The organism is Ignavibacteria bacterium (assembly GCA_036262055.1).
GTDB lineage: Bacteria > Bacteroidota > Ignavibacteria > Tepidaquicellales > Tepidaquicellaceae > DATAJP01.
In genome coordinates, this window is record DATAJP010000003.1 from 437,119 (window position 1) to 450,333 (window position 13,215).

12 protein-coding genes are annotated in these 13,215 nt (G+C 37.4%); 5 read left to right on the forward strand and 7 right to left on the reverse strand.

What is annotated here, in order from left to right:
• The 4 genes from VHP32_09120 to VHP32_09135 form a co-directional block, all read right to left on the reverse strand.
• On the reverse strand, nucleotides 1–1,230 hold the full coding sequence (locus tag VHP32_09120) for a radical SAM protein (GenBank protein ID HEX2788052.1): 1,230 nt from the start codon (nucleotides 1,228–1,230) through the stop codon (nucleotides 1–3).
• Between the two features lies 1 nt (nucleotide 1,231).
• The gene (locus tag VHP32_09125) at nucleotides 1,232–2,461 is read right to left on the reverse strand and encodes a radical SAM protein (GenBank protein HEX2788053.1); all 1,230 of its coding nucleotides are present in this window, start codon (nucleotides 2,459–2,461) and stop codon (nucleotides 1,232–1,234) included.
• Nucleotides 2,462–2,608: 147 nt separating this feature from the next.
• Entirely contained in the window at nucleotides 2,609–2,875 is a 267-nt protein-coding gene (locus tag VHP32_09130) for a hypothetical protein (protein ID HEX2788054.1), read from the reverse strand.
• A 196-nt stretch (nucleotides 2,876–3,071) separates the two neighbouring features.
• Nucleotides 3,072–3,233 (reverse strand): hypothetical protein, encoded by a 162-nt coding sequence (locus VHP32_09135; GenBank protein HEX2788055.1) that lies wholly within the window; start codon nucleotides 3,231–3,233, stop codon nucleotides 3,072–3,074.
• A 24-nt stretch (nucleotides 3,234–3,257) separates the two neighbouring features.
• Here VHP32_09135 and VHP32_09140 point away from each other — a divergent pair, with 24 nt between their 5' ends.
• Nucleotides 3,258–4,229 carry a hypothetical protein gene (locus VHP32_09140; GenBank protein ID HEX2788056.1) on the forward strand — a complete coding sequence of 324 codons (972 nt, stop codon included), beginning with the start codon at nucleotides 3,258–3,260 and terminating at the stop codon, nucleotides 4,227–4,229.
• Here VHP32_09140 and VHP32_09145 read toward each other — a convergent pair whose 3' ends face one another.
• From VHP32_09145 to VHP32_09155, 3 genes are all read right to left on the reverse strand, one after another.
• On the reverse strand, nucleotides 4,230–4,760 hold the full coding sequence (locus tag VHP32_09145) for a hypothetical protein (protein ID HEX2788057.1): 531 nt from the start codon (nucleotides 4,758–4,760) through the stop codon (nucleotides 4,230–4,232).
• 115 nt (nucleotides 4,761–4,875) lie between these two features.
• Nucleotides 4,876–7,140 carry a T9SS type A sorting domain-containing protein gene (locus VHP32_09150; protein HEX2788058.1) on the reverse strand — a complete coding sequence of 755 codons (2,265 nt, stop codon included), beginning with the start codon at nucleotides 7,138–7,140 and terminating at the stop codon, nucleotides 4,876–4,878.
• 17 nt (nucleotides 7,141–7,157) lie between these two features.
• The gene (locus tag VHP32_09155; GenBank protein ID HEX2788059.1) at nucleotides 7,158–7,331 is read right to left on the reverse strand and encodes a hypothetical protein; all 174 of its coding nucleotides are present in this window, start codon (nucleotides 7,329–7,331) and stop codon (nucleotides 7,158–7,160) included.
• 176 nt (nucleotides 7,332–7,507) lie between these two features.
• Between VHP32_09155 and VHP32_09160 the strand changes: the two genes are divergently transcribed.
• The 4 genes from VHP32_09160 (at nucleotide 7,508) to VHP32_09175 (ending at nucleotide 13,200) form a co-directional block, all read left to right on the forward strand.
• Complete coding sequence (locus tag VHP32_09160; protein HEX2788060.1) at nucleotides 7,508–8,980, forward strand: hypothetical protein; 1,473 nt, start codon at nucleotides 7,508–7,510, stop codon at nucleotides 8,978–8,980.
• A 108-nt stretch (nucleotides 8,981–9,088) separates the two neighbouring features.
• Nucleotides 9,089–11,101: a heterodisulfide reductase-related iron-sulfur binding cluster gene (locus VHP32_09165; GenBank protein HEX2788061.1), complete on the forward strand. Its 2,013-nt coding sequence runs from the start codon at nucleotides 9,089–9,091 to the stop codon at nucleotides 11,099–11,101.
• Nucleotides 11,102–11,210: 109 nt separating this feature from the next.
• Complete coding sequence (metK, locus tag VHP32_09170; GenBank protein HEX2788062.1) at nucleotides 11,211–12,356, forward strand: methionine adenosyltransferase; 1,146 nt, start codon at nucleotides 11,211–11,213, stop codon at nucleotides 12,354–12,356.
• Between the two features lie 97 nt (nucleotides 12,357–12,453).
• Entirely contained in the window at nucleotides 12,454–13,200 is a 747-nt protein-coding gene (locus VHP32_09175; protein HEX2788063.1) for an EI24 domain-containing protein, read from the forward strand.
• Nucleotides 13,201–13,215 lie beyond the last annotated feature (15 nt).

Genomic DNA, 13,215 nt, shown 5'->3' on the forward strand with positions numbered 1-13,215 from the left:
TTAAATAAAAGATTCAACGCTTTCCTGAGACAAAATTCGTCTCGGATTATCTCTCGGGACTACCCTTCTCATAAAATCAAAGAATAGCTTGGTGGTAGTACAGCTTGGACAGATGCCTATATCCCCATCCCAAATTTCATCACAAAATGCTTCAGGAAGGTTTTTGTAAATGATTTCGGTAGCGCGTTCGTGAACGTCCCACATCCAGTTGGTATCGGGTGGTGTCATTCCTTCGTATGCGGTTCCGACCATAGGAATGAACGGACTCATTATCGGAAATACACCGTTTGAGGATAAATAATCGACTCCTTCTAAAAATGATTCCGCAGGTTCAAGCCCGACTACGAAAGAAGTCAATGCTCGTGCAGGTTTAAGCAAATCTCTTGCTTCGAATAATGATTGAATCCATCTCTCACGTCCGACTCTTCGGGTTTTTCCGGGACAAATTTCCTGAAATAATTTCTCATTCCATATTTCAAGATTAAATGCAATCGAGCTTATTCCCAGACTGCAAAGATATTCGGTTTCTTCTTTGTTTCGTGTTGCTGTTATTGCAGTAACAATCGGAAAGTTCTTATTTTTTAAAAGCGGTTTTATTCTTTCAAGTATGTTCGGCAGATTTCCTAATCCATCATCTTTTGCTGCGCCTGCTGTCATGGCAAGATGTGTGCAAACAGGATTATTAATTACTGCTTCCTCGACAACATCATAAATATCATCAGCTTCTTTGCGGGTAACGACATGATGCCTGTTTCTTTGTCTTGCAGGAACTATGTTGCAGAACTTGCATTGCTCATCTTTTGCAAAATAGTTGCAAGCGTTATCAAAACACACACGCAAGCCGCAGTCGCCTCTCAGCGAAGCAACTTTTTTCATCGACTCACCGCTTCTGGTATTCATATCATAAAAATGCGGACGGACAGGCCATTTAACTTCACAAAGCTCTTCTTTGCCGTTAAGCAAAATTAAAGTATCGCCGCTTTTATGAACGGTATATTTAGACTCGGGGTTATAACGCACATCGGCATAAATATCATAAGGCAATAGCATATCGTTCGGCAAAGGTCTTGAACCGTCACCTGAACCTTTGTGAGTTACCGGTGTCATTTCAAAAACCCAGAAAACTTTTTCAAGTCCGCCCTGTCCGACAGATGTCATCGCCTCATCGGTGATTTTCAATCCGTCTATTAAAAGCTCTGTCTTTAATTTTATCGCCTGGTCTAAAGTCATTCTAATTCTCTGCTGTTACTTTTTCTTCTTTAACGATTGGTACTTGTGACAAATGGCATCCTGCGTGATAATTCGTAAGTCCTGCGTTTTCTTTTACTATGTCAAATAAAAATCCACCTGTGAAACACTCTGCGCAAATCGGGGCATCGTTCTGCCAATATTCTTCTGTTCCCATGAACGGAAGCTTCTTTAAAATAACATCAGCAATCTCAAGCTTGGTATCCATCATCCATTTATAAGTCGGAGGTCTGAAACCTTCGAATTGGCTTCCTGTCTCCGGAGAAAACGGCACGACAATCGGGATGATTCCCCTGTCAGCACACCAGTTCACACCTTCGAGCAATGTTCTTTTCGGTTCAAGCCCGGCGATCATTGCAGAAAAGACTCTGCCTTCGCCGAAATATTTCACAGCTTCAATTAATGACTGTTCCCATAATTCTCTTCCAATATATGCATCTTTTCCCGGAACGATTGCCTTCCAGTAACCTTTATCGAACACCTCAAAATTAAATGATACTGAGTGCATTCCATGGTCATATAAAGCTTTTACGTCAGTAATATTTTTTGTAGGTGAAATCGTGAATAAAATCTTTGTGCGGTTATTATGTCCGTCGAATGGAAATCTGTTTGAAATCTCCTCGAGAATCTGAATCGTTCCTCCAAGTCCGCTTTTATCTGCAGGAGTCCCGCGTGTTAAAATCGACTTAGGGTCAGGATGATATTTCTTTGCTTCTTCTATTACATCGACAATCTGTCTTGCGTTCTTATAAGCATTAGTAATATTTTCTTCGGGATAAAAATCCTGTGACGGAGTTAAGTTGCAGAAACGGCAAGCCATGTCGGTTCTGAAATAATCACAGAAATAATTCCATGTAAAATTCAAATTACACGTTCCGTTATATACAACTATGTCGCTGAACAAACGGCCGTCTTTAGTAATCTTTCTTGCAAACGGAGGCAAACCGATAAAATCTGCAAAGCAAACTATATTGCCGACTCTATCCTGAACTGCAAGCGCATCGTTGATAACGCGAAGTCTGAAATTTGCTTCGTTGTTTTCTCTTATCTGCACGTGAACTTCCTGCGGAAGCTTAAGCTCGGCAGGCAAAAACTTGTTTGCTCTGTCTTGCTCCCAGCCCTTTTCTTTAACCAAATCAGCGCGAAGGTCTTTTAATCTAAGACCGTCAATCAGCAAATCGCATTTAAGCTTAATTAAATCTTTTCTGTCCATACTTATGTATTAAATTCCGTCGTGTCATTCTGAGGAGTGAAACGACGAAGAATCTCTTTTTTATAAAAATTGATTTTCAAAGTGAAGCTAAAAAGCCCTTGAATTAAAATTAATCCAGGGGCTTTTTAAAAAAGAATGTTTTAACAATTACTTCCACGAACCAGCCGGCGGAAAAATTGAGTGTGATTTCTCATTCGCACAGTCCCAGCTGCCTGCCGGAGGGAATATTGAATGTGATTTCTCACTTGCATTATTCCAGCTACCTGCCGGTGGAAAGATTGAATGTGATTTCTCGCTCGCTGAATCCCAGCTGCCTGCAGGAGGAAATATTGAATGTGATTTTTCATTCACTTCGTTATTCCAGCTTCCTGCCGGTGGAAAAATTGTGTGTGAAGTTGTTTTAATGTTATCCATTATTAAATCATGATTTAACAGCTTAAAATTAAAAGAATAATTAAAAACATTCAATTCTAAATTAAATTAATATAATGTAAAATTTTTGCTCCATTTCGTGTCATTCTGATGCCGACTTGTCGTCAGAAGAATCCCTTTTTATAATTCCCCTCTTGAGAGGGGTGGCACGAAGTGACGGGGTGTGTTTTAGTTGAAGTCATTCCCACGCAGGCGGGAATCCGCGTATGTCACCCTGAACTTGTTTCAGGGTCAACGAAACGTATATGGATTCCTGCCTTCGCAGGAATGACAGAAGTGTTTTCACTCTCCTCTCTAAAATTTCCGCCGTTCCTTTCTGATAATTATCTTGTATTTTCATTCAACTCTAACTCTTACAAACAGTATGAATAAAAAAATCATCCTCTCATTACTTGTTGCATTTTTTATTTCAACAATTTTCGTCGGCTGTCAGTTTTTTGCTTTGATGACCACTCCGGAAAAACAACTTAACAATAAAGAAACTCCCCTTTCGAAAACGGCTGAAGATTTTTTCTGGTTTAATTTTCACGCAGGTAATTATGACAGCATTCCTAAAATGAAAAATCTACTTACAGCAGCATATCTCGAAAATCCCGGCAACTCAATCATTGCCGCGCATATTGCATTCGTGAATATGTGGGAGCTTGCAGAAAGACAAAAACAAAAAGATACAAACAATGCGACGATAATTTATAATGCAACTATTGCAAAGAAATTTTTTGCAGAGTCTTATATGCTCAATCCCACTGACCCGAGAATAGAAGGATTTCTCGGCGTTGCGCAAATGACTGAGGGTTCTATAAATGAGGATGAAAAAGAAACTGTCCGTGGATATTTCACGCTTGATCACGCTGTCGGAGATTGGCCTGAGTTCAATGATTTCACGATGGGATATATGCTAACCCAGCTTCCGAAAAGCAATGAAAGGTTTCCTGAAGGTATTCAGATGTTCTGGGATAATCTTGATGTATGTGTTGATGGAACTGTAAGCAGACAAAACCCTGACTATACTCCTTATATGCGATTAGAAACTACCAACGGTGAGAAGCGTGTCTGCTGGAACGGCTGGATTGCGCCTCATAACTTTGAGGGGTTTTTTATGGCGTTTGGCGATGCGCTTGTGAAAGATGGAAAAGTTGAAACCGCAGTAAAAATTTATAATAATGCAAAGCTTTCAAAGACATATTACACGTGGAAATACCGTGAGTTCCTTGAAAATAGAATTGCAAATGCAAAAGAAAATGTAAAATACTTTAATGATGATACTCAGACTGATGATAATAAGGTGATTATGTTTAAGTCATCGTTCTCTTGCATGAGCTGTCATCAAAATTAATTAATCTTCAATATAAGTTTCATATTTTTTATGTATCTCATCGATAACGGTTGTTGAGATATTAACTTCGTATCCTTCAGGAAGCTTAGGAATGAGCGCCCATTTTTCATAATAACGTCCGCCTGCCCTGCATCCGCCGTAGAAAATTTTTACCCTGATGAAATATGTTTTTAAATCATCATTCTCACCAAACCCAAATCTGAACTTTGAGTGGCAATCAACTCCGTGATAAGCAAACAACACAAGAGTATTTTCATTAAAATCAATTTCCGTTCCATCCCATTTAACAGGACCGCCTATTCCCGTCGTATCAAGAAAGCGATTCAGGTCATGCTTACGTGTGAACACAAAAAGCTTATTATATAACATGTAGTACTTGCCATCAGTTGCATTGAGAATTTGCAATCTTCTGTCTGAAGAATCTTCATACGCCTGAAAAAAATCCCAAATGTTTGCCTCTTGAGCAGACACCTGGGATTTAAAGGAAAGAAAAATAATAAAAACAAAAACAGGTAAAAGAATTTTATTCATATTTATTTTTTATTTCAGCAAACCATCCTTAAAAGTCCTCCTTTGGAGGAGGATTTAGGAGGAGGACATTTGGAAATTAAATCCTCCCCCTTTATCCCCCTCCTAAGGGGGAAACTTATTTCAACAAAACCATCTTCTTCGTCATTGAAAAATTTTGAGTTCCGTTCTGTGCATCTAATCTGTAAAAATAAACACCGCTTGCCAATGCATTTGCATCGAACTCAACTGTATGGTATCCTGCACTTAACTCTTTGTTAACCAATTCAGCAATTAACTTTCCCGTAACATTATAAATCATCAGCTTCACATTTGACATTTGACCGTTCACATTATCAGGAATTTCAAAACTTATTTTCGTTACGGGATTAAAAGGATTCGGATAATTCTGGCTCAACTCAAACTTTCCAGGCACCTCTATAATAACTTCATTAGATAAATCAAAATACTCAAAGTTGCCGTTGTAATCTACTTGCTTTAACCTGTAATTATATTTTCCTGAACTTAATCCCCTATCAGTATAGTTATAGTTTCTAATTTCCGAACTTGTTCCATTGCCTGAAACAAAACAAACGTTCTTCCATTCATCATTCGCAATTGATATTTCACGTCTTTCTATATTAAAACCGCTATTATTTAATTCACTCACAGTTGACCAGTCCAACGTAACATTATTTTTATTGACAAATGAAGTGAAAGATGCTAACTCAACAGGCAGCGGATCAACATTAGATACAAAAATAAATTCGCTGAAGCTTGTTATGTCCGCCTCTATTTCTCCCGAGCCCGACCAGTACACAGTCGGCAATTCTGTGAATGTTCCGCTTCCTACTGTTGGTCTTGAATAAACTTTCACAGAATCGGGCTGAGTAATTCCATTATTAGGAATTTCCGAAATCTTAAATCTTATTTTCCCTGTAAAAGGAACGGCAAGACCTGTCTGCGTAATTATCCATCTGTAATCACTCACGTGCAGCGACCGGGATGTAAAAACCGGAGGGTCAATCGGCGAATCGGAATATTTTGCAACATTCACAAACCCAGAACCAAATCCCGGACTTATCATTATGCTTGTTCCTGTAGTATCGGTTGTATTATTAAAACTTACAAAGCCAAAACCTGATGGCAATGTTCCTCCGACAGCAGGCGCAGAGCTCAGAGAGGTATCAGTCCATTGACAAATATTATTAACTACAGTTGCTCCCGCCCACTTAAATGTGCCGTTTGCAATTAAATTATTTCCCACAGCAGTTATCTGGTAAATTGTAGTAAACTCAGGAGCATTATTAATTTCGGTTCCAATTTCAGTCCAATTTGTTCCATCCCACTTTGCGATTTTGTCATCCATAAATCCACCGCTGACATCAAAACTCCCTCCCGCATAAAGCGTGCTGCCGCACTGTGTTAAAGAAATTACATTACCCTGGGAAAACTGAAACGTCAAACCTGAACCGATTGCATTCCAGTTTATTCCGTTCCATCGCGCAACATTATTTACAAGCACACCGCCTGCTGTTGCAAATTGTCCCCCGGCATAAAGATTACCGCCGGAAAGCATCAAAGTACTTACAGCCCCGCTCATTCCACCATTCATGTTATTCCAATTTATTCCGTCCCATCTTGCTATGTAATTATAAGGTGTTGTAAATGCACCTCCGGCAAAAATGCTGAAATTATTTTCAACTGCAATAGCATAAACAAAAGCTCCCAAGCCGTTTCCTATCGGATGCCAGTTTGCTCCATCCCATCTTGCTATGTGATTTACAAGATTTCCACCTGCGTGAGTAAATATCCCACCTACAAAAACATTATTTCCAAATATTGTAATGCAATAAGCAGCTGCAGAAAACGACTCAAACAATCCGCTGCCAAGTGCATTCCAGTTTGTTCCGTCCCATCTTGCGATTTTGTTTGCAGAGACACCTCCTGCAATGGTAAATTCCCCGCCGGCATATACATTATTTCCTGATATAGCAATTGCCCTGACAATACTGTTTGTGCCTGTTCCTAATGGCTCCCAGCTTGTTCCGTTCCATTTTGCAATATTGTTTGCAGGAACTCCGCCTGCAGAATCAAAAAATCCTCCTGCATAAATGTCATTTCCTGAAATTGCCACGCATATGACAATTTCACCCACGGGATTTCCTACACCGCTTCCGAACGCACTCCATACTCCTTCTATAGCATCTGGAGAAAAAACTAACTGACCTTTATCTGAACTGATACTATAACCGTTAACGGAAAAATTTCCTTGCGTTCCTTTTTTAATTTTTCCTTTTGCATCCAGAACTTCAGAAATATTTTTTTGATATGCTTCTTGAGAAAAAGATTTTATGGCAATCGAAATAATAAAAATAATTATAAGCAATATTTTAGTTTTCATATAAGTATACTTTGAGATTAATTTTTTTGAGTAATTGAATTTTTTGTCTGAAGATGTTTTATGTAAAACATGCAAGCAGATGAGATTGCTTTGTCTGTGTTCGAGTTAAGCATTTTTTTAATTTTAGAAATTTTATTGTGAGTCGCAGGATGCAGCCTGTATCCTTTTGCCACTGTAATTTTTTTGTTCATACTGAATTTAATTTGTGTGCACTCTGATGTGCACATGCAAAATCCAACATTAAAGTTTTATATGCAAAGAGAAATTATTGATTTTGTCACGGAAATAGATATTCTCAGAAGAAATGCGGGTTGATTAAAATAAGTTTTTTCAGTAGTTTACAACGTTAAAATTTGACACGATAAATTTGAACCGCAAAACAGAGAAGAATAATTTATACACACTTCTAAAATCTTTATCAAAAGAAGAAGTAAAAGATTTTAAAAAATTTATTGCTTCACCTTACTTCAGCACAGGGCGCGACCTTACTAAATATTATAATGTCATCATTAAATATTATCCCGATTTTAATGTTACCAAGGAAAAACTACGCAAAGATTATTTTAAAACTTTGAAAGATGAGAAAAAGCAACTGAAGATTATGAGGACTTTAAACTCCGATATGATAAAAGTACTTGAAAACTATATGCTTGTGAAAGTATTGAAAAGAAATAAATATTATTCAACTTTAATGCTTGTTGAAGATTACTGGTACAGAAAATTATTTTCTTTTGGTGAAAAAAAATATAATGATTTTGTTAACAATCCCGAACATCTTTCGTCTGATTTTAATAAATATTCTCAATTATATTCATTAACTAATCCAATGTTTAACATTCTTGCATTTTCAGGAAAAGAAAATCAGTTTAAGGATATTTACAGAACAAAAAGCGATTTGCTTATTTCTTTTTTTCTTGGAGCTTCAGGCGCTTTAATGACCAATCTGAATGCAAACGATAATATGTATAATATCAAGGAGTATAAAAATATTTTTAAGATTTTCTTGCAACATGTGAACTTTGAAAGATTTTTACTGCAGCTTGATGTAAGCGCTGAAAAAGAGGCGAGACTAAAGCTTGAAACATATATTTTAATGTGTCAAACAGATTTCCAAAACTTTAATAAGTATTTTGAAGATGTTAACAATGCATACAAGAAAATATATAATACTTTAAATGATTCTGAAAAAACCCAGTATTTCATGAGAATTTTGAATTTATATACCGCTGTTGGTGAAAAAAAACACCTTCAATCAAAATTTGAACTTGTAAAATTTGTGATTGATGAAAATTTGTTTCCTGAAAAAGAATTTAAATACATTCATTGGCAGTATTATAAAATGTTTCTTCAAACTGGATTATTTTCATACAACATAAAATGGAGTGAGAAATTTTATAATAACTACATAGATAAAACCGTTCCAGAAATCAGAGACATTATGAATAAGTTTTCTCTCGCATTTCTAAGCCATTATAAAAAAAATTATCTCGAATCCTTAAAATATTTATCCGAAGTTGAATTCTTTAATGATTCCTTTATTTTTGACATGAAGCTTATGCAGATAAGAAATTATTATGAATTATTAAATGAATCCGAAAAATATTATGATACATTTACAGCAACACTTGATGCTTTCAAGCATTTCATTGATACAAGCAAAAAAGTAAACCGTCATACAATCAAAACTGGAAACAGCTTTGTAAAAGCTATGCGACTGCTTGGTAAATACAGAATATCCAATGAAAAAATAAAAGATGAATTAATGCCTGAAATAATCAGCATGCAGCCGGCAATTCGTAACTTTTGGCTCATTGATAAATTCGATGAAATATTAAAATAATGTGTCATTCTGAGCGCAACGATTAAACCCCCTTATTCACTTTTCAATCCCTTTTTATCTTTAAAATCATTATAAATTTCAGTAATTTGCTGTTTAATATAATTTTAGATGCTGAATACAATCATCTTTGCCGTTTTCTTCTTCGGAATGATTTCATTCTTCTTATATTCGGCAAAGAAATTTTTTACAATTCTAAGCTTCACCAAACCTGAAAACAGGTTTAAAGATGTCGCACAGCGTATAAAAAATACTATCGTCTACGCACTTCTTCAGAAAAAACTTTTCAGACGAAAATTTGCCGGTTTCCTTCATCTCTTTATTTATTGGGGATTTTTAGTTTTGACTTTTGTGGTGGTCGAGGGATTCATTGAAGGATTTTTTCCTAATTTCACTTTTGCATTTCTTGGACCTGTTTATAGCTTCATGACGTTGTGTGCTGATTTATTCGGAGCTCTTGTTTTTGTAACGGTTGTATTCTCATTACTCAGAAGATATATCGGTACACCAAAAAGATTGCAGGTTGAAAAATCCTCACGTCTCGATGCTACTTTTATCTTAATTATGATTGCGCTTGTGATGATAACAATGTTCGGAGTGAACATCGAAAGAATTTTGCTCGGACATTCACACGGACTCAGACCTGTATCGCAATTGCTTGCAAACATTATCGGAGGCAGCGGTTCGCAAACTGCATATATGTTTTTTTGGTGGGCGCACAATGTAGTCGTGCTTTCGTTTTTAAATTATCTTCCCTACTCAAAACATTTTCACGTTTTATCATCTATACCTAATACATATTTTTCTAATCTCGATATTGAACCTAAAGGTGCTCTTAAACCTATTAATTTTGAGGATGAGTCAATCACTCAATACGGTGTAAAAGACTATACCGATTTAACCTGGAAGCAGACACTTGACGGATATACCTGCACTGAATGCGGAAGATGCACGGAAGTTTGTCCTGCAAACTTCACAGGCAAGATGCTTAATCCGAAGCGAATCGTGATGGAAATCAGACGACGCGCATCGGACAAAGGACCTTTGCTTGCAAAGAAAGTCGAGCAAGACCCCCTGTTAGATGTTGCGCTTGTGCCGGATTATATAACTCCGCAGGAGCTCTGGGCATGCACTACCTGCCGTGCATGCGTTCAAGAATGCCCCGTTATGATTGACCACGTTACATCAATCGTTGATATGCGTCGCGACCTTGTGATGATGGAATCTATTTTTCCTGAAGAAATGAATACCGTTTTCAGAAATCTCGAAAACAACGAATCACCTTGGGCTTTCGGTGCGGAAGCTCGTAACGAATGGATTACCGAACTTAACGAAGATATCGAGAAAGATGGAAAAACCAATACCGTTAAAAAACTCAGCAACATCGGAACAGCCGAAGAGCTTGATGTTGTGTTCTGGTCAGGTTGTGCGGGTGCTTTCGATAAGCGTTATAGAAACGTTACGAAAAGTTTTGCAAAATTATTAAACGAAGCAGGCGTTAAATACGCAGTTCTCGGAAGCGAAGAAAAATGCACAGGCGACCCTGCAAGACGTTTAGGAAATGAATTTTTAGCACAGCAGTTTATTCAGCAGAACGTCGAGACGTTAAAAAGATACAATGTGAAGAAAATGGTAACTGCTTGTCCGCATTGTTTCCAGACATTGAATAAAGAATACAAGCCGTTCGGAATTGATTTGGAAGTAACTCACCATACAGAATTTATTGACAAGCTTCTCGAAGAGAAGAAATTAAATCCGAAAAAAGAAATAAAAGAAAAAGTTACATATCACGATTCATGTTATCTCGGAAGATATAACGATGTTTATGAAGCACCGCGTAAGTCATTAATGAACGTTCCCGGACTTGAAGTAGTAGAGATGAACCGCAATCGCGATAAAGGTTTTTGCTGCGGTGCAGGCGGCGGAAGAATGTTCCTTGAAGAACATGAAGGCAAACGCGTGAACATTGAAAGAACCGAAGAAGCGCTTGCAACAGGTGCAAAAGAAATTGCAACTGCTTGTCCGTTCTGCATGACGATGTTAACCGACGGCGTCAAAGCAAAAGACAAAGCAGAAGAAGTTAAAGTAAAAGATATTTCAGAAATAGTTCTGGAGAGTTTATAACCTCGCTGTCATTCCCGCGAAGGCGGGAATCCAAGCAAAGCAGTTCCAGTGAGGAAAGTAGTTAACACACAAAAATTTTTATATAATAACTAAAAGGAGAAATAACTTAATGTCTTATTTTTTTACATCGGAGTCTGTTAGTGAGGGACATCCGGATAAAATTTGTGACCAGATTTCAGATGCAGTGCTTGATGATATTCTTGCGCACGACCCGCATGCACGTGTAGCTTGCGAAACTTTCTGCGCAACGGGACTCGTTCTCGTCGGCGGTGAAATCACAACTTCGCATTATGTTGATATTCCATCTCTTGTTAGAGAAGTAGTGAATGACATAGGATATACCAAAGGTGACTACCGCTTTGATTCTCACTCAATCAATGTTATGTCAGCTATCAACAAGCAGTCCCCTGACATCGCAATGGGTGTTGACCGCGGCGGCGCAGGCGACCAGGGCATAATGTTCGGTTATGCAACCAACGAAACAAAAGAGCTCATGCCGATGGCTTTATTGTATGCCCATCATTTAGTAAAGAAGCTTGCTGACATCAGAAAAAAGAATCCAAAGCTGATGCCTTATCTGAGACCTGATGCAAAATCACAAGTAACAGTTGAATATGATGACAACGGAAAACCAATCCGCATTGATGCTGTTGTTGTTTCTACACAGCATGATCCTGATGTAACACAAAAAAGAATTAAAGATGATGTAATCAATAACGTAATTAAAAAAGTTATTCCTGCCGAATTAATCGACAAGAAAACAAAATATTTCATTAACCCGACCGGTAATTTTGAAATAGGCGGACCTCACGGTGATACCGGTTTGACAGGAAGAAAAATTATCGTAGATACATACGGCGGAAAAGCTCCTCACGGAGGCGGCGCGTTTTCAGGAAAAGACCCTTCAAAAGTTGACAGAAGTGCTGCATACGCCGCAAGACACGTTGCAAAAAACATTGTTGCTGCGAAGCTTGCTGATGAGTGCACCATACAGCTTTCTTATGCAATCGGTGTTCCTGAACCAATTTCGATTTTAATTGACACACATGGCACAGGGAAAATTTCTCATAAAGAACTTGAAAAAATTGTAGCTGATAACGTTGATTTAACTCCTCAGGGAATTATTAAAAAATTGAAGCTAAGAAGACCTATTTACAGAAAAACCGCTGCTTATGGACACTTCGGAAGGAACGATAAAGACTTTACCTGGGAAGCACTTGATTTAAAAGACACTTTCCAAAAAGCTGTGAAATAATTTTATCTATTTCAGGAGTCTCTGAAAGGACTCCTGAAAATTTTTACTTCGCATGAGTCCCTGCGGAGACTCCTGCGGGAGAGAATAAAATATACTGATGTCCGACTTTGCTTATGGTTTCTTTTATCCGTTCAGATGCATTCCGCTGTTTTTCAGGAAGCCAAAGCTTATACTGTTTTCGATAGTCCCGGTTTTAATAAACTTATTAATTTACGGGACTATTTTTTATTTTGTGTTCAGCTGGATTTATAATACTTCATCTAACATTACCGGTGCAAATAATCCCGATGCCTTATTTTATCAGGAGCTTCTGCACATTCTTGTTCTTTTTACAACGGTAATTTTACTTTTAGTAATCTGTTATTTTTTCTTTATAACAATCGGCGGAATTATCTCAGCACCGTTCAACGAGCTGCTTTCGGTAATCGTCGAAGAAGAACTAACTAAAATTAAAGTCGTAAATCCCCGCGGTTTTTTTGCTGATTCGTGGATGAGCATTAAAGCTGAGGTCGTGAAGCTTGGTTTTTATTTGTCGATTTCTATTCCGTTGTTCTTGCTTAATTTTATTCCTATTGTCGGTTTCATATTTGATATTCTGAACATTATATTTTCTTCATTTTATAACGCGCTCGATTTTCTTGATATACCAATGACACGCAGAGAAATAAAATTAAGACAAAAAATTAAAATTACAAATAGCGGTGGAATGTTGAGTTATGGTTTTGGTGCAATTGCTTTTATAATTATGTTTGTTCCGGTGATAAACGTATTATTGAAACCTTTGCTTGTTGTTTCAGGCACGTCACTTTTTTTTGAAAAAGATTATCTAAAATTTTATAAATAAATTTTGTAGCCGAAC

What these genes read in the sequence shown, in the direction of transcription:
- VHP32_09130 (HEX2788054.1), bottom strand. Translation starts at nt 2,875, where the DNA reads ATGGATAACATTAAAACAACTTCACACACAATTTTTCCACCGGCAGGA.
- VHP32_09140 (HEX2788056.1), top strand. Translation starts at nt 3,258, where the DNA reads ATGAATAAAAAAATCATCCTCTCATTACTTGTTGCATTTTTTATTTCA.
- VHP32_09175 (HEX2788063.1), top strand. Translation starts at nt 12,454, where the DNA reads ATGTCCGACTTTGCTTATGGTTTCTTTTATCCGTTCAGATGCATTCCG.
- VHP32_09145 (HEX2788057.1), bottom strand. Translation starts at nt 4,760, where the DNA reads ATGAATAAAATTCTTTTACCTGTTTTTGTTTTTATTATTTTTCTTTCC.
- VHP32_09135 (HEX2788055.1), bottom strand. Translation starts at nt 3,233, where the DNA reads ATGAAAATACAAGATAATTATCAGAAAGGAACGGCGGAAATTTTAGAG.
- VHP32_09155 (HEX2788059.1), bottom strand. Translation starts at nt 7,331, where the DNA reads ATGAACAAAAAAATTACAGTGGCAAAAGGATACAGGCTGCATCCTGCG.
- VHP32_09165 (HEX2788061.1), top strand. Translation starts at nt 9,089, where the DNA reads ATGCTGAATACAATCATCTTTGCCGTTTTCTTCTTCGGAATGATTTCA.
- VHP32_09120 (HEX2788052.1), bottom strand. Translation starts at nt 1,230, where the DNA reads ATGACTTTAGACCAGGCGATAAAATTAAAGACAGAGCTTTTAATAGAC.
- metK (HEX2788062.1), top strand. Translation starts at nt 11,211, where the DNA reads ATGTCTTATTTTTTTACATCGGAGTCTGTTAGTGAGGGACATCCGGAT.
- VHP32_09150 (HEX2788058.1), bottom strand. Translation starts at nt 7,140, where the DNA reads ATGAAAACTAAAATATTGCTTATAATTATTTTTATTATTTCGATTGCC.
- VHP32_09125 (HEX2788053.1), bottom strand. Translation starts at nt 2,461, where the DNA reads ATGGACAGAAAAGATTTAATTAAGCTTAAATGCGATTTGCTGATTGAC.